This is a genomic window from Kineosporiaceae bacterium (assembly GCA_016713225.1).
In the GTDB taxonomy this organism is placed as follows: domain Bacteria; phylum Actinomycetota; class Actinomycetes; order Actinomycetales; family Kineosporiaceae; genus JADJPO01.
Genome location: JADJPO010000002.1, coordinates 838,422 through 857,545, shown reverse-complemented (window position 1 = coordinate 857,545; position 19,124 = coordinate 838,422). Strand labels below are relative to the sequence as shown.

Sequence of the window (19,124 nt, the reverse complement as noted above, 5' to 3'; positions counted from 1 at the left end):
CACTCATGGCGTTGTCCCTCGCCGGTTCGCTACGGCTCGATCGACGAGCATGGGTGCTGTTGGGGCAGAGCCTCTACGTCACCCTGGTCTCGATCGTCACCTCGACGTTCGTGGGGTTGGCCACCCGGGGTGGGTGGCTGCTCTGGGCGGCCGTCCCGCTCGGCGTGGTGCTGGTGGCGGCGATGGCCTGGCTGCCACCCCGCGCCCAGGTGGTGGGCTGGGCAGCGGTGACCGGGTGGCTGCTCGCCTCGGTCTATCTCGGCCACGGCTCGATCGAATACGTCGCGCTGGTGGTCGTGCTGGCACTCTCGGCGGCCGGGGTGTTCATCTCACCCTGGTTCCTGGTGGCGGTCTGGACCGTGCACCCACTGTGGGATCTGATCCCGCGCGACCTGCCCGCGGCGATGCACGACCTGCCGCACGCTTGTCTGATCTACGACCTGATCGTCGCCGCCTACCTGTTCCGACGTACCCGCCGGGGGTTCTTCCCGGTGATCGGGGCCGAGCCCGGGGTCAGCGCCGGCTGGCGGGCGAGCACGCCGGGCGGTGGGGTGCTGCGCACCGGCATGGCCGGGGCCGCGGTGCTGGTCACGGCCCTGGTCGCCCTGGTCACTGCCGCGGCGCCCAGCGGCGGGGCCGCGGTGCTGGTCGCCCTGCCGCTGGCAGTGGCGGTCATCGCGGCGCTGGCGAGGCTGCCCCGGCCGGCGCAACCGGCGGCCTGGGCGTTGGTCACCGGCTGGGTGGGCATGACCTACGCGCACTCCGGTGCGGCGCTCGAGATCGCCCTGTTCCTGGTGATCGTCGTCCTGGCGGTGCTCGGGGTCGTGGGCTCACAGGCCTATCTGGCGCTGGCCTGGGGGCTGCACGCGCTGTGGAATCTCGCCCCGCACGCCCACGCCGCGACGTCCGGCAGCTTCATGAGCCACTGGACCCACAGCCCCTGGGCCGGGGTGGTGTTCGAGGGCACGGTGGCGCTCTACCTGCTGCGTTCGGTGATCCGGTCACCCCACCTGGACTGGTAACACCACACCGAGCAGGTCTCCCCATCGCCGAGCCTGCTCATTATCGTTGACAACGATCGCCCGACTCGGGGTCAGCGGTGCGGGAGGTGACCATGGACCAGGCCACGCTCAACGCTCCGGCGCTCCCTCGCCACAGCGGCACTCGGGCCGAGTTCCCGTCCCTGGCAGCCGATCCCGACGTGGTCTACCTCGACAGCGCCGCGACCACCCAGACCCCCCGGCGCGTGATCGACGCGGTCGCCGCCCACCTGGCCGACCGGACGGCGAATCCCGGCCGTGGCGGGTACCCGTGGGCCACCCGTGCATCACGGCTGATCGCCGAGGTGCGCTCCCGGACGGCGGCGTTCATCGGCGCCGAACACCCGGAGGAGGTGGTCTTCACCGCGGGTGCGACCGCGAGCCTGAACGCCGTCGCGCAGGGCTGGGGCGCCGCGGTACTGCGGGAGGGCGACGAGATCCTCTACAACCCGATCGACCACTCCTCGCTCGTGCTGCCCTGGGTGGCGCTGCGCCAGGAACTCGCCGCCCGAGGGACCCGGATCAGTCTGGTCCCCTACGACGTGACCCCTACCGGCGAGGCCGACACGGCCGACATCCGGCGCAAGCTGTCCCCGCGCACCCGCCTCATCGTGACCAGCCACGTCCACGGGGTGTTCGGCGCCCGCACCACCCTGCGGGAACTGCGCGGTCACCTCGACGACTCGGTGCACCTGCTGTTCGACTGCAGTCAGAGCGTCGGCCACGTGCCGGTGGACGTCACCGAACTCGGCGCCGACTTCGCCACCTTCTCGGGTCACAAGATGTTCGCGCTGCCGGGCACGGGGGTGCTCTATTGCCGTCGCCGGGTGCACGGTGCGTTGGCACCCTTCCTGCCGGGAGGGGGCCCCGGTGTCCGGCTCGACCGGGACGCCGCGACCGGTGAGCCCACGGTGCGCCGGTTGGCGATGCCGGCTGCCTGGGAGAACGGCACCCCGAACACCCCCGGAATCGTGGCTCTCGGCGAGGCGATCGCCTTCATCGAGGATCACGGGCTGGACCGGATCGGGGACCAGGTCACGGCGTTGACCCTGCGCCTGATCGCCGGGTTGCGGGCGCTGCCGCGGGTGGAACTGTTGCCCGGCGTCGCCTTCGCGAGCTGCCGGGTGGGGTACGGGATCGTGTCCTTCACGGTGCGCGGCGAGCGGGCCGACGACGTCGGGTTCGCGCTCAGCGCTCTGGGCTTCTTCGTCCGCACCGGGCAACACTGCCTGTCCGGCGATCAGTTTCGTGACTCGGTACGAGTCGGGCTGCACCTCTACACCACCCCCGAGGACGTCGATCGCTTCCTCGGCGCGCTGCGGGACATTCTCGAGGGAGGCGGATAGCCATGACCACTCACCCCGATCACCCGGATCACCCGGAGGAGGCCGAACCGCTGGAGCGGTACGACCGCGCCGAGGCCTCGGCGGTGCTGGCGCGCCTGGCCCAGCCCGGGCTGTTCGCCCCCCGCGGCGAGCCGATGCCGGAGGCCCTCCTGGGTCCGCAGCGCACGGTGCGCTACCGGATGACCGCACTGCCGACCGACCCGGACTCGCCGCTGGCCGCGATGCGGGTCCGCTACCGCGAGAAGTTCATGCAGCCCTGTCCGCTCGAGGCGGTCACCTTCGCCACCCACCACGTGGTGTGGGACGACAGCGACGGGGTGCCGAACGTGGCCCACGTCGGGCCGAGCGGGCTCGGCCCGGTCGTGCCGATCGTGGCACGCGAGGCAACCCTGGCGTTGTGGCGTGCGCTGGCCGCCAACGAGCGACTCGACCGCGACATCGCGGCGCTCGGCGCTGCGGACCGTGAGGTGCTGTCCGGGACGACGACCGATCGGGAACCGTTGGAGATCCTGCGGATCGGGGTGGAGGCGACCAGCCGAACCCTGGTGCAGCACGCCTATCTGGCCGACCAGACCCCCCACCGCACCGCCGCCGACTTCGCCCGCGCGATGCTCGACAGCGGGGTGTTCACCGTCGTGGCGAGCACCTGGTACTGGGAGTTGCAGGCCGCCACCTTGCGCCGCGGCATGATCCCGGTGTCCTTCGCTCCCAGCACGGATGGCGCGCTGCGGTACACCAGCGAGTCCGTCGCCCTGCTGCGGGCGATGAAGGACCGCACCGTCGCCACGGCGCACGAGGTGATGCGCCGGGCGATCGAGGTCGAGGGCATGACCCCGGCGCAGGCAGTACAGAAGTACCACTACGAGGACGACGTGATCGCCAAGCAGTACGCCCTGCTGCCCGAATCGGAGCAACCGCGCTGCCTCGGCACGATGGCCACCACGGTCGGCGGTGCCCGGTACAGCGCACTTCCCGATGTGGCGCAGGCGCTGGTGACGACCTTCGTGCGCCTGCTCGATCGGGTCGAGCTGTCGGACACCGGCGAGGAGTACCCGTTGTCGATCGAGGTCGACCCCGGGCTCGGGTTGCAGACCAAGGTGTTCCACGTACCCGACATGAACTGCTCACACTGCAAGATGAGCATCACCGGGCTGCTGACCTCGCTGGGGATCACCGTGCTGGAGATCAACCTGGAGACCAAGCGCGTCGTGGTCGACCTGCCCTCGATCGACCTGCGTGACCAGGCGTTCGGCGCGATCCGTTCGGCCGGCTACACCGTCGTCGCACCGGGACGGACATGACGGGCCTGCCACCGCGGATCCACCCTGACGTCGATGCGTTCCTGGCGGACGGCGATGCGGTCGCCGAGCTGCTGAGCGAGGTCGGCTCACCACTCAACGTGGTCTTTCCCGACCTGCTGCGCGAGAACGTCACCGCGTTTCGGCGGGTGCTCACCGAGCACGGCCTACGGCATCGGATCTGCTTCGCGCACAAGGCGAATCAGTCCCGCCTCCTGGTGGCGGCGGCCGCCGCCGAGGGCATTGCCGTGGACGTCGCCTCGCCCGGCGAGTGGGCCAATGCCCGGGCCGCCGGGGTCGAGGTGGGCGACCTGATCGTGACCGGTCCCAAGGGGCCGGCGTTCCTGGAGTTCCTGGTCTCGGCCGGGGCCGTGGTGATCGTGGACAACCCTTGGGAGCTCGACCAGCTCATCCGACTGGTCCGGCGGCGAGTGCTGCCCGCTGGCACCGACGCCTCGGGTGGGGAGGCTCGGGTCCGGATCCTCGTACGGATCTCGGGTTTCGCCGCTCGAGGGCCGCACGCCACCCCGACTCGGGTCAGTCGGTTCGGCATCCCGGTGGACGCCGTCGACGCGTTGCTGGAGGCCGTCCACGCGGCTCGAGAGGTGATCGACCTGCTGGGCGTGGCGTTCCATGTGGACTCCAATGCCGTGTCGGACAAGGTGACGGCGATCGACACCTGCCTGGAGATCGTCGAACGCGCCTGGCACCGAGGGCTGTCGCCCCGGGTGCTCGACCTCGGCGGCGGATTCGGCCAGGTGCACCTCGAGAATCCGCAGGCCTACGAGGACTACTCCCTGGCGGTTCGCCGCGGCCTGATCGGTGCCGGCCCCCCGATGACCTGGGACGGAAACCAGTTCGGGTACCGGATCGAGCCGGGCGGCGCGGTGACGGGCACACCGACGTTTCACCGCTATGCCAACGCAGTGCCGGGACCACGGTTCCTGGCGGACATCCTCACTGCATCGCTACCTGGGCACCACGGGCGCACGGTGTCAGAGGTGTTGCGGGACAACCTGATCGAGGTCTGGATCGAGCCCGGTCGCGCACTGGTCGACCAGGCCGGGGTGACCCTGACGACGGTGCAGTTCACCACCATCGCCGCGGATGGCAGCCGCTTGGTGCACCTGGACCTCAGCCGCGACAAGATCTGCCCCGCCGATCAGGAGGTCCTGGTCGATCCCCTGGTGATCCCTCGAACAACCGGCACCGGCCGTACCGGATCGGCGCCCGTCGGGGTGTTCTTCGCCGGATGTCTGTGTCTCGAACGCGACATGGTGTACCAACATCTGACGTTGCTCGACCGGCTGCCGGAGCCCGGGGACATCATCGCCTTCGTCAACACCGCGGCGTATCAGATGGACCTGTCCGCCAGCGAGGCGTTGCTGCACCCCCGGCCGGCCCGGGTCGGGGTGTTTCGCGAGGGCAGCCGGTTCGTCTCGCGCTCGGAGTCGACCCCCGCCGAGGTGGCCTGATGCTCTACAACCATGTCACCGAGCTGATCGGCAACACCCCGCTGCTGCGACTCGACCCGCAGGTGCACGGCATCCCCGGGCTGGAGCTGTACGCCAAGCTGGAATACCTCAACCCGTTCGGCTCGGTGAAGGACCGGATCGCCTGGGGCATGATTCGTGATCACGTGACCGACCTGGTGGCGGGCGGAAAGACCCTGATCGAGGCGTCGAGCGGCAACACCGCCAAGGCGCTGCAGGTGCTCGCGTCGGTGCACGGTCTCGACCTGAAGGTGCTGACCAACCGGGTCAAGGTCGGTGAGGTCCGCGACGTCCTGCTGTTACTCGGCACCGATCTCGAGGAACTGCCCGGGCTGTCGGAGTGTCCCGACCCGACAGTTCCGAACGACGTGTTCTCGACCATCGCCACGATCATCGCGAGTGAACCGGGGCGGTACTTCCACACCTCGCAGTACACCAACCCCGACAACGTGACCACCCACCAGGACACCACCGGCCGCGAGATCGCCGCTGACATCGGTGGGATCGACCTGCTCGTCGGCGGGCTCGGCACCACCGGGTCGACTCGGGGCACCGCCACTCAGCTGAAGATGCTCAACCCGGCGATGCAGACCATCGGCGTGGTGTCGACCACGGAGGACTTCATTCCCGGCATCCGATCGGAGGCCGAGATGTGGGAGGTGGGCCTGTTCGAACCGGGGTTCTACGACCAGATCGTCGCCATCCGCTCGACCGAGGCCATCGACGCCACGCTCGATCTGGTACGCCGTCACGGTCTGCTCGTCGGCCCGACCAGCGGCGCAGCGTATGCGGCGCTGCGAGAACACCTGCGCTGCAACCCGATTCCGGAGGGTGCCGGGTGCAGTGCGGTGATGATCGTCTGCGATCGGATCGAGTGGTACCTGTCCTACCTGCGCTCGCGACGTCCGGAGTTGTTCGGGCAGAAGCCTCGCGCCCGGCCCGCCGACCTGACCGAGGCCGAGGTGGCGTCGGCACCCGTGGTGAGGGTGGACGAGTTGACCTCGTGGCTGGGTGATCCCGACGTGGTCCGGGTCGACACCCGGGGCGCGATGGCCTACCGCATCGGCCACGTGCCCGGGGCGATCAACCTGCGTGATGATCTGTTGGAGGACCTGCTGACTCAGGGAAGCCCGTTCCCGGCGTCGTCCCGGCTGGTGTTCATCTGCCCGATCGGTGAGTACTCACGACGGATCGCGGCCTTCCTCACCCAGCGGGGCCATCGCGCGTACTCGTTGGACGGCGGCATCGTCGCCTGGCGTGACGCCGGCCACGCTTTGGAGACGGGGACACGATGAGCCGAAACCGCTAGGGCACCAACAACATCGCGGCCATCGAGGCAGACATCAGACACTCGCAGGCCAGCGGCCACACCGGGGCCATGAACACCGTGGCGCAGTTTCGGGACGCGTGGTCACCCCGCAGGTCACGCCACGCCGCACGGCTGGTTCGGACGGCCCGCCAGGCCACGAAGGCCAGCGCCCAGCCGAGCAGGGCGGCCAGGACGCCGGTGAGGGTGATCCCCGACGGGGCCGCCGCAGCATCGGGCATGGCCATGCCGGGCATGTCGTGCATCCCGGCCATGTCGTGCCCGGCGGAGCCGGCGGCCGTGCTCGGCGTCACCATGAGCAGCATCGCCACACTGCCGACCACCAGATGAGCGTGGGCCAGGACACCGCGCAGCCGATCGTCGCGGACATGGCCCCGCAGCGTGAGAACACCGAGCGCCACCAGCGCGCCGAAGGCGAACTGCCAGATCGTGACCGGCAACGGCAGCGCCCACGAGGGCACGAACATGCCCGCCATCCCGACCCCCATGACCAGGTGTGCCACGTCGACCAGCACGTTGGTCGGCACCCCAGCGGCAGCAGAGATCACCAGCCGGGCGGCGCAGTAGACGGCGATCACCAGCATCGAGGCGGCGACGGCCACGGACATGGCGTCCACCTCCGAGCCGACCGCGGGAACAGGACGTGGGTGTCGCAGGGCCAGATGTGTCGGTGAGGGTGAGGAGTGGACGCTTCAGCGTAACCAAGGGGGCAGACACGGATCAACGGGTCGTCAGGGTCTAGAACCTTCGTGTCATGGTCGGTACTACCGCGGTCACGGGAGAACTGAGGTGTCGAAGCAGCACCCACCTCACGCAGGAGATTCCGATGAAGCGCACCGCACTCTTGGCCGCAGCCGCCGCCCTCGCCGCCGTCCCCGCCATCCTGGGGGTTGCCGGAAACGACACCTTCAGCCAGCGGCTGCCCGCCGTGATCCCGGCCGGGGCGTCCGTGGTCCCCACCGCCTCACCCAGCGACGACTCCTCGGCCCGGCCGAGCTCGGCCCCCACGTCGAGCCCCAGCTCACACTCGGCCACCTCCACGATCGACGACCACGGACGGCGCGGCGCCACCGGCGGTGGCCACGGCTCGGACGACGGCGCGACCCACAGCCGGTCGAGTTCCACCCACGAGGCAACCCACCGCTCGACCAAGAGCTCGACCAAGAGCTCCGGCTCGACCCGTAGCTCCAGCTCGACCCACAGCTCGACCCGCGCCACGATCGACGACCACGGCAGCGGCACCGAGACCGGTGACGACTCCGGCGGCCACGGTGGCAACTCCGGCAAGGGCAACTCGGGCAAGGGCAACTCCGGCAAGGGCAGCTCGGGCAAGGGGTGAGCAGCGCCCTGGACCGCCGTCAGCGCGGGTCGAGCATCACCACCGGGATCACGCGAGACGTCTTGGCCTCGTAGTCGGCGAACCCTGGGTAGCGTCGCTTCTGCTCCTGCCAGACCGGCTCGCGTTCCGCCTCGTCCAGAACCCGCGCCGTCACCTCGACGGTCCGGTCACCGACCTCGATCGTGGTGTCGGGGTGGGCGATCAGGTTGTGATACCAGCCGGGATGGGAGTCTGCGCCCGCCTTGGAGGCGAAGACCGCATAGCCGGCCCCCACCGCGAGGTACATCATCGGACTGATCCGGGGGAGGCCGCTCTTGGCGCCCACCGTGTGCAGCAGGAGCAGCGGCGCGCCCTCGAACTGCCCCCCGACCGCGCCACCGTTCGCTCGGAACTCCTCGATGATCTGCGTGTTCCAGTCCGTCATGGACGCAACGTACTGCGCGTCGGGCTCACGAACTCGTGACGACCGGCGTTGCATGGGCACGGGACGCCGGTGACGGCGTCCGAAGCGGCGGAGGCGACGTGGTGCGTGAGGTCGGGCAACGGTCTGGTCGGCGAGGTCGACGAGTGGGTAGAGCTGGGGCTCCCTCCCGGTCGGTGCCGGCCCAGTACGTCGCGCTGGCCCTGACGTGGGGGACGAGCTTTCTGTTCATCAAGATCGGCTTGGAGGGACTGTCGCCGGGTCAGGTCGTGCTCGCACGGCTGGTGGCGGGTGCCCTCGCCCTGGCGGCGATCTGCGCCGCAGCACGTCAGCCGTTGCCACGGGACCCCGTGGTGTGGGGTCACTTGCTGGTCGTGGCGGCACTGTTGTGCACGTTCCCGTTCCTGGTGTTCGCCTGGGCCGAGCAGTACGTGTCATCGGGTCTGGCGAGCATCCTGAATGCGACGACTCCCCTGATGACCACGGTGGTGGCGCTGGTCGCGCTGCCGCAGGAGCGTCCGACCCGAACCCGGCTCGCCGGGCTGTTGGTGGGGTTCGCGGGCGTCGTCCTGGTCCTGGCGCCCTGGCGGGCCGAATCACCCCCGGCCGGGTCCGCGCCGTCCGGCGAGATGGTGCTGTGGGCGCAGGTGGCGTGCCTGGCAGCGACTGCGAGCTATGGAATCGCGTTCGTGTACCTCCGGCGGTTCGTGTCTCCCCGGGGTCTGGCCGCGATCCCGGTGGCCACGGTGCAGATCGGGCTGGCGGCGCTGCTGATGCTCGCGCTGAGCCCGGTGCTGGCTCGGCAGCCGGTCGACCTGTCGTGGCGGGTGGTGTGGGCGATGGCGGCACTCGGTGTCCTGGGGACCGGGCTCGCCTACGTGTGGAACACCAACGTCGTCGCCGGCTGGGGCGCGACGAACGCCTCGACGGTGACGTATCTGACTCCGCTGGTCGGGGTGCTCGCGGGGATGGTCGTGCTCGCCGAACGGGTCCGCTGGAACCAGCCCGTCGGAGCGCTGATCGTGATCGCGGGTATCGCCGTCAGCCAGGGCCGCCTGACCGAGGTCACCCGCGGCAGAAGCCTGGCGACCACGGCGGCGCAGCGGCGCGAATGACGGCCACGCGAAACGGCCCCCGATCTGCATCGCTGCAGCTCAGGGGCCGTTTTCGTGCGGTGTGGCGGGTGTAGGGTTCGAACCTACGTAGGCTGAGCCGGCAGATTTACAGTCTGCTCCCTTTGGCCACTCGGGCAACCCGCCGTGCTCGGCCGCCAGATACGGTTCACGACCCTGGCGAGAGGGTCGGGAGCGTGCCTGACGACGTCGCGGATGGAAGGATAGCAAGTCATACGCCCCACCCGTGCATCGGTTACGGCGCCCACCGCGGCACCTGCACCGATGCCCGCCCGCACCTCCGGGTGCCCGTCAGGAAGGACCGCGCCGTGGCCGGCGACAGCTCGTTCGACGTCGTGAGCAAGGTGGACCGTCAGGAGGTCGACAACGCCCTGAACCAGGCCGCCAAGGAGATCTCCCAGCGCTACGACTTCAAGGGTGTCGGCGCCTCCATCGAATGGAGCGGCGAGACGATCCTGATGAAGGCGAACAGTGAGGACCGGGTCAAGGCCGTCCTCGACGTGTTCGAGAACAAGATGATCAAGCGAGGCGTCTCGCTGAAGTTCCTCGACGCCGGTGAGCCCAAGGCGTCCGGCAAGGAGTACCGCCTCGAGGCCACCCTCAAGCAGGGCCTCGACCAGGAGAACGCCAAGAAGATCGCCAAGCTGATCCGCGACGAGGGCGCCAAGGGCATCAAGGCCTCGATCACCGGGGACGAACTGCGGGTGTCGAGCAAGAGCCGCGACGACCTGCAAGCCGTGATCGCGTTGCTCAAGAACGCCGACCTGGAGGTCGCGCTGCAGTTCGTCAACTACCGATGAGCGACATCGACGTCCGGCACAACCTGGACGCCCAGCGCTACGAGGGCTACGTGGACGACGTCCTGGCCGGCTTCGCCGCCTACACCCTCAGCGACGCGCTGATCGCCTTCGACCACACCGAGGTGGACGCCGCGCACGAGGGCAAGGGGGTCGGCTCGGCCATCGCACAGTTCGCCCTGGACGACGTCCGGTCGATCGGCGAGCGCCAGGTGGTGCCGGTCTGCCCCTTCATCCGGCGCTGGATCGAACGCCACCCGGACTACGCCTCGGTGGTCTACCCGCCGGCCCGGATCGACTGAGTTCGCCCTCCTTGGGGCGTGTCAGACCAGCGCTGAGATGTCATGGGCCGCAACGTCTCTGACGGCCCGCAGATGTGATCGCAGGGCGATCGAACCCTCGGGGGTGGCGGCCAGCCAGGTGCGCGCGCGGCGTCCGACCCGACCCTTCTCGACGGCGACATACCCGGCCTGCTCGAGCAGGGCGACCTGCTTGGACAGCACCGAGTCGCTCACCTGGACGCCGTCGCGCACCAGCGCGAACTCGACCCGCTCACGGCCATCGATCGCGGCCAGGACCGACAGGCGCACCCCATGGCAGAGCAGTTCGTCCAGCTGATGACGCGGGTGATCACCCATGCCCCGACCTTGACACAGGCTTTCCACACATGAAAGCACCTGCGGAAAGTGATTGTCCGTGTCAGCGCGTGATGATGGGAATCACGATGTTGCCGATCACGCCGAATCCGATCAGGCCGTAGACGACGACCATCACGCCGGTCGCCGGCCAGCCCAACGCGCGCGCCAGCGCCCGCAAGCCGGTGGGTGACCAGATCGGCGCGTCCGGCAGCGGCACCGTGCCACGGTTCAGGAAGAACCCCACCACGCCCAGGCCGAGGAAGCCCACGATGACCCCGCCCAGATAGAGCGTGCGCTCGCCCCCGGCCAGCGCCACGGTCGCCGCGACCACGAAGCCCACCCCGAACAGCACCAGGCCGGTCAGGATGCCGCGGGCCCGGCCAGGCTCCAACGGCACCGGCGGCATCCTGGCCGGAAGGCCGGGGCGCGCGCTCACAGCGGACGCCCGGCCATCTGCTCCAGGCGCGCGATCCGCTGATCCATCGGCGGATGGGTACTGAACAACGATGACAGCCCTCCCCCGCGGAACGGATTGGCGATCATCAGATGGCTGGAGTTCACCAGGCCTCGCTCGGGTCGCAGGGGCAGTTGCTGAGTGCCGATCGCCAGCTTGCGCAGCGCCGAGGCCAACGCCAACGGATCACCGGTGAGCTTCGATCCGTCCTCGTCCGCGTCGTACTCGCGGGTGCGGCTCACGGCCATCTGGATCACCCCGGCTGCCAGCGGCCCGAGGATCATCAAAGCCATGGCGGCGAACGGGTTTGCCCGCTCACCGTCGTCCCGCGAACCACCGAAGAAGTAGGCGAAGTTGGCCAGGAACGTGATGGTACTGGCCAGCGCACCGGCCACCGACGAGGTGAGGATGTCGCGGTTGTAGACGTGCATCAGTTCATGGCCCAGGACGCCGCGCAGTTCGCGCTCGTCGAGGATGTCGAGGATGCCCTCGGTGCAGCAGACGGCGGCGTTGGCCGGGTTGCGTCCGGTCGCGAAGGCGTTCGGGGCCTGCGTCGGGGAGATGTACAGCGCGGGCATGGGCTGGCGGGCGGCGGTGGAGAGCTCACGCACGATGCGGTAGATCTGCGGCGCCTCGGCCTCGCTCACCGGCCGAGCGCGCATCGACCGCAGCGCCAGCTTGCTGGAGTTCCAGTACGAGAACCCGTTCATCGCCAGGGCGATGAAGAACGCGATGATCAGTCCGGTGCGGCTGCCGATCAGATAGCCGCAGAACATGACGAAGGCCGACATGCCACCCAGGAGCAGGGCGGTCTTCAGCCCGTTGTAGTGGCGGTGTCCCATCAGATCTACTCCCTGGTCGTCCCATTACTGCTGCGCTGGTCCCAACGATGCCGGATCGGCCCCTGTTCCGGGGGGCTTCCCGCGACGGCAGGCGCTGTCGCTGACCATCGTGACGCTCCGTCGCCGTCGCCGTCCGGGTGCGCCGGATCACGCTCATCCCCGACGAGTGCAATGTGACATCGCGCTCGCCAGACGAGCGTGATGTCACATTGCGCTCATCAGGTGTGGGGGTGGGGTGGGGGTGGGGGTGGGGTCAGGGGGGTGGGGTGGGGGTGGGTGGGGTGGGTTAGAGGAGGCCGGTGCGGAGGAGGCCTGCCAGGAGTTGGGGGTGGACGGAGAGCAGGAGGCAGGCCAGGGCGCCGGCGGCGATGGCCAGGCCTTCGGCGGGGCGCACCTGCCAGGTGGGTACCGGGAGCGGTGTGCCGTCGTCCGAGGTGGCGGGGGCGGCGACCAGCAGGGCGGTCCAGCGCAGGTAGTAGGCCACGCCGAGCGCCACGTTGAGAGCCGCTGCGACGGCGAAGAACCAGGCGCCGGCGTCCACCAAAGGGCGCACGGCGAGCAGTTTGGCGATCAGGCCCATCACGCCGGGAGGCAGACCGGCCAGGCAGAGCAGCGCGAAGCCGAGTACCGCGGCGGCCACCGGCTCGCGGCGGGCCAGGCCGCGGTAGGAGTCCAGGGTGTGCTCCTCGGCGGCCACCACGTGCCGGGACAGCACCACCACCACGCCGAACGCCGCCAGGCTCGCCGCCACGTAGGCGGCCAGATACCCCACGGACGCCGCGACGACCGGCTGCGGGTTGCCTGCCGTGAGCAGTCCGAACGTGGCCCCGGGTGCCCCAGCCGCCAGCGGCAACAGCACCCAGCCCGCCTGAGCCACGGTTGACCAGGCCAGCAGCCGGACGGCGACGTGCTGGCGCAAGGCGAGGATGTTGCCCACCGTCATGGTCGCCACCGCGACGAAGCCGACCAACGGCGCCCACACGGCGCCCAGGGACGGCGCCCCGACCATCAGCAGCATCACCACGGCGGCCAGTCCGGCGATCTTCGAGACCGTGGACAGGAACGCGGCCACCGGCAACGGCGCTCCGGCGTAGGTGTCGGGCGTCCACAGGTGGAACGGCACCAGCGACAACTTGTAGCCGACCCCGGCCAGGGCGAACACGACACCCAGCACCGCGACCGCCCGAGCCGAACCGGGCACCGCGGGGTCCGACAGCGCGATCGAGATCTGTTGCAGGTACAGCGATCCGGTGGCCAGCAGCAACATGCCCGCACCGAGGGCGAGCAGCCCGAGCGAGACGATCGCGGTGTAGAGGAAGGTCAGCGCGCCCTGCGCGCCCGCCGCATCGCGGCGCAACCCGACCAGGCCGACCGCGGGCAACGTGGCCAGTTCGAGGGCGACCATCAGGCTCACCACGTCGCGCACGCCGGCCAATGCCAGCGCCCCGGTCACGGCGGTCAGGAACAGCACATGGTGCGCCGTCCGGTCGCGAGCGCCGCTGCCGTCGAGGGCGAGCAACAGCGTCACGAGCGCGGCGAGCACGACCACCGACTGCAGGGTGAGCGTCAAACCCGAACTCATCCAGGCACATTGGGACAGGCCGAGGGAGTCCTCGGTGCCCCCGCACAGGGTCGGCGTACGCTGCCCCAGCGCCACGGACGGCGAGCGCCACTGCCAGACCAGGAACCCACCGGCGGCGAGCAGGCCGAGCAGACTCACGCCGTCCAGCAGCGCCGTCAGCAGCCGACCGCCCCGCCACCCGGCGGGCGCCAGCGCATCGAGCAGCAGCACGAGCACCACAGCGACAACCGGTGCGATGACGACGGCCAGCAGATCCCAGCTGACGCCGACCCCGAGCGTGGGCTGGGCCGCGAGCCGGGCGGCGATCACGGTGTTCCTCCGAGCATCAGACGCACGGCCGGCCCGGTGACCTGCAACAGGATCGCCGGCAGCAGCCCGAGCGCGATCGTGGCGAGCACCAGCGGCGCCGCCACGGCCACCTCGTGCCCGGTGGCATCGCCGATGAACCGACCCGTGATCACGTCTGCGCCAACCCCGGGTGCGCCATCGGGCTCGGCAGCTTCGGCCGAGGGACCGGATCCGACCGGCCCGTGCCACAACTGACGCAACACCCGCAGCAGGTAGACCGCCGCGATCACGGTGCCGATCGCCGCCAACACCGCGGCCGGGCGCGAGATCACCCCGAGCGCCGAGTCGGCGCGCCATGCCCCGGCGATCGCCAGCAACTCTCCCCAGAACCCCGCCAGGCCGGGCAGGCCCAGCCCGGCCAGCGCCCCGAAGGCCAACAACCAGCCCAGCCGGGGCAGCCGGTCGCGCAGGTTGCGGTCGAGCAGGGCCAGTTCGGCGGTGTGGTGACGGTCCTTGACGGCGCCGACGACGAGGAACAGCAGGCCCGTGATCACCCCGTGCGCGACGTTGGCGAACAGTGCCCCCTGCAATCCCTCGGGCGTCATCGTGGCGACACCCAACAGCACGAACCCCATGTGTGCCACCGACGACAACGCGATCAGGCGTTTGAGGTCGCGCTCGACGAAGCAGGCCAACCCCGCCCACAGGATGCCCGCCACCCCGAACGCACCGAGCACCGGGGCGATCGCCCGCAGCCCCTCCGGCACCACCGGGACGACGACGCGCACCAACCCGTACGTACCCAGCTTGAGCAGCACCCCGGCCAGCAGCACCGATCCCCCGGTCGGGGCGATGGTGTGGGCCGGCGGCAGCCAGGTGTGCAGCGGGAACATCGGCGCCTTGACCGCCAGACCCAGCACCAGCAGGCAGGCGGCGATGGTCTGCACGCCCGAGTCCAGCCCCGCACCCCGGCGCTGCGCCAGCTCGACCAGGTCCGTGGTGCCCGAGCCGACGGCCACGAGCAGCAGGCCGAGCAGCATCAGCGCCGACCCGGTGACGGTGTAGAACACGAACCGGTTCGCGGCGTCCCGCCGGGCCGCCTCACCGCCCAGGCGCGGGGCGCCGGACGGCGGGTTCAAGGCCGGCTGGGTGTCATCCCCCCAGCGGGCGATGACGAACCACATCGGTACCAGCACGGTCTCGAAGGCGACGAAGAAGACCACCAGGTCGAGCGCCAGGAACGTGCCCAGTGCACCGCCCTCGACCGCCAGCACACACGCCACCAGGCCGCCCACCCGCCCTGCCGTCGGCTGCACCCGGATCAGGTGGGCACAGACCAGCAACGTGAGCACCGCGGTGAGCAGCACCAACGGCACCGAGATGCCGTCCAGGCCCAGATGCAGCCGGACGCCGAGCGCCGGGATCCAGTCCAGGTTCAGGTCCAGGCCCGGGCCACCCGGCCCGCCCACGCCGTGGCCGTCGAAGGGCGCGGCGGTCAGCGCCGCCGCGACGGCCAGGGCCAGCGTCACGGTGGCGCTCGCCGTCCCGATGAGCGCGGCGGTACGCGCCGCCAGACCCCGCACGACCAGCAGGGCCAGCGCACTCAGCAGCGGCACCAGCACCAGGGCGGCGAGTGACCAGGCCCCCACCACGTCGGCCGGCGTGCGGCTCATGACAGCACCACCCCCGCCAGCCCGAGCACGACGGCGCCGGCCACCGCCCACCCGACATACGAGGTCGCCATACCGTCCCCGAAGCGGCGCAACCCGAGCCCGGCCCAGCGCACCGCCACCACCAGCCCGCGCGGGTAGGCATCGACGACCTCCCGATCACCCGCACCGACCAGGCGGGCCAGCACCCGGTAGGGCCGCACCACGACCGCCTGCTGGACGTCGTCCAGCCGGTACCCGTCGCGCAGGAAGGCGCGCACACCGTCCGGCAAGGCCAGCGCGATGTCGGCGGTACCCAGGCGCGGCGCGGACAGCGCCCAGCCGATGCCGGCCAGCGACAGGATCGCGCCGGTGAAGGCGGTCAGCGGGTCGACGTGCGTGGCCGCCAGCAACGCCGGCGGGTGGATCAGCAGCAGGCCGAGCAGCGCGGTCGGCACGGCGAGCAACCACAGCGGCCAGATCATCGACGACGGCAGCGAGGGGTGCTCGGCGTGGTGCTCAGCGGCACCCTCGGCAGCGGGGCCGAGGGCCACCAGGGCGTAGGCCCGCGCCGCGTACAGGCCGGTGACCAGCGCGGTGAGCAAACCGCTGCCGAGCACCACCCAGGCGGGCCAGCCGGCGCCCTCGCGCGCGGCCTGCTCGGCGGCGGTGAGCACGGCCTCCTTCGACCAGAAGCCGCCCAGCGGCGGCACCCCCGCCAGCGCCGCCAGCCCCAGGCCGAACAATCCCGCCAACGCCGGGTGGCTGCGCTGCAGCCCGCCCATGCGCGTGAACAGGGTCGAGCCGGCCAGGTGCGTGACACACCCGGCGACCAGGAACAGCAGCGCCTTGAACCCGGCGTGCGTGAGCAGGTGGAAGATCCCCGGCCCGGTCGCGGTCCCCGACTGGGCCACGGCGACGCCGGCGAGCATGTACGCGACCTGGCTGATCGTCGACCAGGCCAGCAGCCGCTTCAGGTCGTCCTGCGCCAGCGCTGCCAGCGCCGCGCCGAGCATGGTGATCGAGGCGATCACCGCGGCGACCGTCAGGGCGCCGTCCGCGGCCAGGAACAGCGGCAGCAGCCGGGCCACCAGGAACACCCCGGCAGCGACCATGGTGGCAGCGTGGATCAGCGCCGAGACCGGCGTGGGGCCCTCCATGGCGTCCGGCAACCAGGTGTGCAACGGGAACTGGGCCGACTTGCCCGCCACCCCCATCAGCAACAGCAGGGCGGCGGCCGTCACGGTGCCGTTCGGCAGGGTGTCGGCCTGCTCGATCAGCCGGTGGATCGAGGTGGTGCCCGCCCCCGCGAGCAGGACGACGACCGCGATCAGCACACCCAGGTCGCCGACCCGGGTGACCAGGAACGCCTTGACCGCGGCAGCACGGGCGCTGGCCCGTTCGCTGTGGTGACCGACCAGCAGGTAGGAGCAGGCGCCCATCACCTCCCAGCCGATCACCAGCAGGATCAGGTCATCGGCGTGGACGACGAGCATCATCGCGGCGGTGAACAGGGACACCGCAGCGGCATAGGCGGGGTAGCGCGTCGGCGGCGCGTCGTGCTCCGTGCCCGAATGCTGGTCAGGGGCGAGATAGCCCACCGAGTAGACCTGCACGCAGAAGGCGACCAGCGCGACCGCCACCGCGACCAGCGCCGAGAGCTGATCGGCCCGCAGCTCCAGCGCGATCGTCGTGCTGCCCAGGTCGGCCGCACCCAGCAGCTTGATGCCGGTGACCACCTCGCCCGTGCCGCTGGTGAACACGCCATAGGCCTCGAGCCCGGCGGCGGCCAGGCCGGCCAGCGCGCCCATCCGGCCGGCCTCTGCGGCCCACAACGACGACCGACGCCCGAAGGCGATCCCGACGACGGCGAACGTCACCGGGATGAAGATGGTCAGCAGCACAGCGACAGTGGTCACGAGACGTCCTCGGTATTCCGGGGCGCCACGCTCGGGTGGTCGGTGTAGGTCGGTGAGGCCTCGCCCAGTTCGCGGACGACGGTCAGGTCGCTGGTGGCGCGGGCCCGGAACAGCAGCAGCACCACGGCCAGGGCCAGGCCGATCTCCGCGGCGGCGATGGTGATCAACATGATGGTGGCCACCTGACCGGACACCAGCGGGTCACCCATCCGGGCCGAGATCTCCGGCGCCCGGGCCGCCTGCGCGATCAGCCCGCCGGCCGGCAGGGCCGAGCCCAGCACCAACAGCACCCCGGCCGCGGCCAGCAGCAGTTCGGCACCGATGAGCACCAGGACGGCGTTGCGCCGGGCGAGGATGCCGTACACCCCGGCCCCGGCGAGCACGGCCACCAGCAGCACCGGGCCGGCGAGGTGGATCACGACGGACCACCCGGCCCACCCCGTGAGACGGCGATGGCGGCCACCAGAGCGGCCAGCAACAGCACCGACAGCAGCTCGAACGGCAGCACCCACCCGGTGAAGATCGCCTGGCCCAGCCCGGACGCCGTGCCGTCACCGGCCGGTACCTCCTGCGCGGTGCCGACCGCGGTGAGCAGGGTTCCGGCGATCAGGGCGGCCACGCTCACCCCCGCGACGGCGGCGACCACGCGTCGTGGCGGGGCGGCGTCCAGGTCCTTGCGCACCCCGATCGGGGCCCGGGTGAGCATCAGGGCGAACAACACCAGGACGACGACCGCCCCGACGTAGACCAGCAGCTGCACCAGCGCGACCACCTCGGCGGCCAAGGTCAGGTAGACCCCGGCCACGGCGCCGAGGGCCAGCACCAGCCACAGCGCGGCGTGCACCACCTGACGGCTGGTCACGGCGAGCACCGCAGCCCCCGCGGCGACCAGGGCGAAGACGACGAACACCACCTCGACGCCGCTCACGAGGATTCCTGCGGGGGTTGGGCCAGCGGCAGTCCGGTGGGCTCGGTCGCGACCACGGCCTCCTCGTCCACCGGCGGCGCCTCGACGGGGATGCGTCGGGCGGAGGCACCGATCTCCTTGGACTCCTCGGCGGCCTCGTCGAGCTGCTGCGGGGGCGGCACGCTGGCCAGCCAGCCCGAGAGCCGCTCCTTCTCGTGCAACAGGTCGGCGATGTCGAACTCGGCGTACTCGAACTCGGGTGCCCAGTAGAGCGCGTCGAACGGGCACGCCTCGATGCAGATGCCGCAGTACATGCACAGCGAGAAGTCGATCGCGAACCGATCGAGCACGTTGCGCTGGCGGGCGCGGCCGGCCCCGACGGCGGGCAGCGTCTCCTTGTGGGAGTCGATGTAGATGCACCAGTCGGGGCACTCCCGGGCGCACAGCATGCAGACGGTGCAGTTCTCCTGCACCAGGGCGATCACGCCGCGGCTGCGCGGCGGCAACGACGGGGGCACGTCGGGGTACTCGGCGGTGTGGGTCGGTTTGAGCAGGGTCGCGGCCGTGGTCGCCAGGCCACGCAGCAGGCCACCCCCGTACCCGGTGCCCCTGCTGCCCCGGGCTGGGTCGCCGGGCTGCTGCGCGCTCACG

General features: G+C 70.8%; 20 protein-coding genes and 1 tRNA gene. 9 read left to right on the top strand and 12 right to left on the bottom strand.

What is annotated here, in order from left to right; translation table 11 throughout:
- Nucleotides 1–5 precede the first annotated feature (5 nt).
- From IPK24_09835 to IPK24_09815, 5 genes are all read left to right on the top strand, one after another.
- Nucleotides 6–1,022, top strand: coding sequence for a hypothetical protein (locus IPK24_09835; protein ID MBK8075851.1), 1,017 nt, complete (start codon nucleotides 6–8; stop codon nucleotides 1,020–1,022).
- A 92-nt stretch (nucleotides 1,023–1,114) separates the two neighbouring features.
- The gene (locus IPK24_09830) at nucleotides 1,115–2,386 is read left to right on the top strand and encodes an aminotransferase class V-fold PLP-dependent enzyme (protein MBK8075850.1); all 1,272 of its coding nucleotides are present in this window, start codon (nucleotides 1,115–1,117) and stop codon (nucleotides 2,384–2,386) included.
- Between the two features lie 2 nt (nucleotides 2,387–2,388).
- The gene (locus IPK24_09825) at nucleotides 2,389–3,687 is read left to right on the top strand and encodes a cation transporter (protein MBK8075849.1); all 1,299 of its coding nucleotides are present in this window, start codon (nucleotides 2,389–2,391) and stop codon (nucleotides 3,685–3,687) included.
- Complete coding sequence (locus tag IPK24_09820) at nucleotides 3,684–5,159, top strand: alanine racemase (GenBank protein MBK8075848.1); 1,476 nt, start codon at nucleotides 3,684–3,686, stop codon at nucleotides 5,157–5,159. Before IPK24_09825 ends, IPK24_09820 begins: the two co-directional genes overlap by 4 nt.
- Nucleotides 5,159–6,472 carry a pyridoxal-phosphate dependent enzyme gene (locus tag IPK24_09815; GenBank protein ID MBK8075847.1) on the top strand — a complete coding sequence of 438 codons (1,314 nt, stop codon included), beginning with the start codon at nucleotides 5,159–5,161 and terminating at the stop codon, nucleotides 6,470–6,472. The genes IPK24_09820 and IPK24_09815 overlap by 1 nt, the downstream gene beginning before the upstream one ends.
- Nucleotides 6,473–6,482: 10 nt before the next feature.
- Here the strand turns inward: IPK24_09815 and IPK24_09810 are convergent, their stop codons facing one another.
- Complete coding sequence (locus tag IPK24_09810; protein ID MBK8075846.1) at nucleotides 6,483–7,112, bottom strand: DUF5134 domain-containing protein; 630 nt, start codon at nucleotides 7,110–7,112, stop codon at nucleotides 6,483–6,485.
- Nucleotides 7,113–7,330: 218 nt separating this feature from the next.
- Between IPK24_09810 and IPK24_09805 the strand changes: the two genes are divergently transcribed.
- The gene (locus tag IPK24_09805) at nucleotides 7,331–7,843 is read left to right on the top strand and encodes a hypothetical protein (GenBank protein MBK8075845.1); all 513 of its coding nucleotides are present in this window, start codon (nucleotides 7,331–7,333) and stop codon (nucleotides 7,841–7,843) included.
- Between the two features lie 19 nt (nucleotides 7,844–7,862).
- On the opposite strand, the gene IPK24_09800 is transcribed toward IPK24_09805, so the two are convergent.
- Nucleotides 7,863–8,267 carry a nitroreductase family deazaflavin-dependent oxidoreductase gene (locus IPK24_09800; GenBank protein MBK8075844.1) on the bottom strand — a complete coding sequence of 135 codons (405 nt, stop codon included), beginning with the start codon at nucleotides 8,265–8,267 and terminating at the stop codon, nucleotides 7,863–7,865.
- A gap of 143 nt (nucleotides 8,268–8,410) precedes the next feature.
- Between IPK24_09800 and IPK24_09795 the strand changes: the two genes are divergently transcribed.
- Nucleotides 8,411–9,379 carry a DMT family transporter gene (locus IPK24_09795; protein ID MBK8075843.1) on the top strand — a complete coding sequence of 323 codons (969 nt, stop codon included), beginning with the start codon at nucleotides 8,411–8,413 and terminating at the stop codon, nucleotides 9,377–9,379.
- A gap of 62 nt (nucleotides 9,380–9,441) precedes the next feature.
- On the opposite strand, the gene IPK24_09790 is transcribed toward IPK24_09795, so the two are convergent.
- A tRNA-Tyr gene (locus IPK24_09790) sits at nucleotides 9,442–9,523 on the bottom strand.
- A 182-nt stretch (nucleotides 9,524–9,705) separates the two neighbouring features.
- On the opposite strand from IPK24_09790, the gene IPK24_09785 reads away from it, so the two are divergent.
- Together IPK24_09785 and IPK24_09780 are read left to right on the top strand one after the other, a co-directional pair.
- Nucleotides 9,706–10,197: a YajQ family cyclic di-GMP-binding protein gene (locus tag IPK24_09785; protein MBK8075842.1), complete on the top strand. Its 492-nt coding sequence runs from the start codon at nucleotides 9,706–9,708 to the stop codon at nucleotides 10,195–10,197.
- Complete coding sequence (locus IPK24_09780) at nucleotides 10,194–10,496, top strand: N-acetyltransferase (protein MBK8075841.1); 303 nt, start codon at nucleotides 10,194–10,196, stop codon at nucleotides 10,494–10,496. The genes IPK24_09785 and IPK24_09780 overlap by 4 nt, the downstream gene beginning before the upstream one ends.
- A 21-nt stretch (nucleotides 10,497–10,517) precedes the next feature.
- Here the strand turns inward: IPK24_09780 and IPK24_09775 are convergent, their stop codons facing one another.
- The 9 genes from IPK24_09775 to IPK24_09735 all read right to left on the bottom strand — a co-directional run bounded on the left by IPK24_09775 (nucleotide 10,518) and on the right by IPK24_09735 (nucleotide 19,123).
- Nucleotides 10,518–10,832 carry a transcriptional regulator gene (locus IPK24_09775; GenBank protein ID MBK8075840.1) on the bottom strand — a complete coding sequence of 105 codons (315 nt, stop codon included), beginning with the start codon at nucleotides 10,830–10,832 and terminating at the stop codon, nucleotides 10,518–10,520.
- Between the two features lie 61 nt (nucleotides 10,833–10,893).
- Nucleotides 10,894–11,229: a hypothetical protein gene (locus tag IPK24_09770; GenBank protein ID MBK8075839.1), complete on the bottom strand. Its 336-nt coding sequence runs from the start codon at nucleotides 11,227–11,229 to the stop codon at nucleotides 10,894–10,896.
- A gap of 35 nt (nucleotides 11,230–11,264) precedes the next feature.
- Complete coding sequence (htpX, locus tag IPK24_09765) at nucleotides 11,265–12,128, bottom strand: zinc metalloprotease HtpX (GenBank protein ID MBK8075838.1); 864 nt, start codon at nucleotides 12,126–12,128, stop codon at nucleotides 11,265–11,267.
- 286 nt (nucleotides 12,129–12,414) lie between these two features.
- Entirely contained in the window at nucleotides 12,415–14,019 is a 1,605-nt protein-coding gene (locus IPK24_09760; GenBank protein ID MBK8075837.1) for an NADH-quinone oxidoreductase subunit N, read from the bottom strand.
- Nucleotides 14,016–15,671, bottom strand: coding sequence for an NADH-quinone oxidoreductase subunit M (locus IPK24_09755; GenBank protein ID MBK8075836.1), 1,656 nt, complete (start codon nucleotides 15,669–15,671; stop codon nucleotides 14,016–14,018). The genes IPK24_09760 and IPK24_09755 overlap by 4 nt, the downstream gene beginning before the upstream one ends.
- A complete protein-coding gene (locus IPK24_09750) occupies nucleotides 15,668–17,566 on the bottom strand; it encodes an NADH-quinone oxidoreductase subunit L (protein MBK8075835.1) in 1,899 nt (632 codons plus the stop codon). The genes IPK24_09755 and IPK24_09750 overlap by 4 nt, the downstream gene beginning before the upstream one ends.
- On the bottom strand, nucleotides 17,563–17,985 hold the full coding sequence (locus tag IPK24_09745) for an NADH-quinone oxidoreductase subunit K (protein MBK8075834.1): 423 nt from the start codon (nucleotides 17,983–17,985) through the stop codon (nucleotides 17,563–17,565). The genes IPK24_09750 and IPK24_09745 overlap by 4 nt, the downstream gene beginning before the upstream one ends.
- Nucleotides 17,982–18,494, bottom strand: a complete 513-nt coding sequence (locus IPK24_09740; GenBank protein ID MBK8075833.1) for an NADH-quinone oxidoreductase subunit J — start codon at nucleotides 18,492–18,494, stop codon at nucleotides 17,982–17,984. The genes IPK24_09745 and IPK24_09740 overlap by 4 nt, the downstream gene beginning before the upstream one ends.
- Entirely contained in the window at nucleotides 18,491–19,123 is a 633-nt protein-coding gene (locus tag IPK24_09735; protein ID MBK8075832.1) for a 4Fe-4S binding protein, read from the bottom strand. The genes IPK24_09740 and IPK24_09735 overlap by 4 nt, the downstream gene beginning before the upstream one ends.
- Nucleotide 19,124 lies beyond the last annotated feature (1 nt).

Excerpts from the sequence above, each read along its gene's own strand:
- IPK24_09825 (MBK8075849.1), top strand. The coding sequence starts at position 2,389 with ATGACCACTCACCCCGATCACCCGGATCACCCGGAGGAGGCCGAACCG.
- IPK24_09800 (MBK8075844.1), bottom strand. The coding sequence starts at position 8,267 with ATGACGGACTGGAACACGCAGATCATCGAGGAGTTCCGAGCGAACGGT.
- IPK24_09775 (MBK8075840.1), bottom strand. The coding sequence starts at position 10,832 with ATGGGTGATCACCCGCGTCATCAGCTGGACGAACTGCTCTGCCATGGG.
- IPK24_09755 (MBK8075836.1), bottom strand. The coding sequence starts at position 15,671 with ATGAGCCGCACGCCGGCCGACGTGGTGGGGGCCTGGTCACTCGCCGCC.
- htpX (MBK8075838.1), bottom strand. The coding sequence starts at position 12,128 with ATGGGACACCGCCACTACAACGGGCTGAAGACCGCCCTGCTCCTGGGT.
- IPK24_09780 (MBK8075841.1), top strand. The coding sequence starts at position 10,194 with ATGAGCGACATCGACGTCCGGCACAACCTGGACGCCCAGCGCTACGAG.
- IPK24_09805 (MBK8075845.1), top strand. The coding sequence starts at position 7,331 with ATGAAGCGCACCGCACTCTTGGCCGCAGCCGCCGCCCTCGCCGCCGTC.
- IPK24_09820 (MBK8075848.1), top strand. The coding sequence starts at position 3,684 with ATGACGGGCCTGCCACCGCGGATCCACCCTGACGTCGATGCGTTCCTG.
- IPK24_09810 (MBK8075846.1), bottom strand. The coding sequence starts at position 7,112 with ATGTCCGTGGCCGTCGCCGCCTCGATGCTGGTGATCGCCGTCTACTGC.
- IPK24_09835 (MBK8075851.1), top strand. The coding sequence starts at position 6 with ATGGCGTTGTCCCTCGCCGGTTCGCTACGGCTCGATCGACGAGCATGG.
- IPK24_09830 (MBK8075850.1), top strand. The coding sequence starts at position 1,115 with ATGGACCAGGCCACGCTCAACGCTCCGGCGCTCCCTCGCCACAGCGGC.
- IPK24_09815 (MBK8075847.1), top strand. The coding sequence starts at position 5,159 with ATGCTCTACAACCATGTCACCGAGCTGATCGGCAACACCCCGCTGCTG.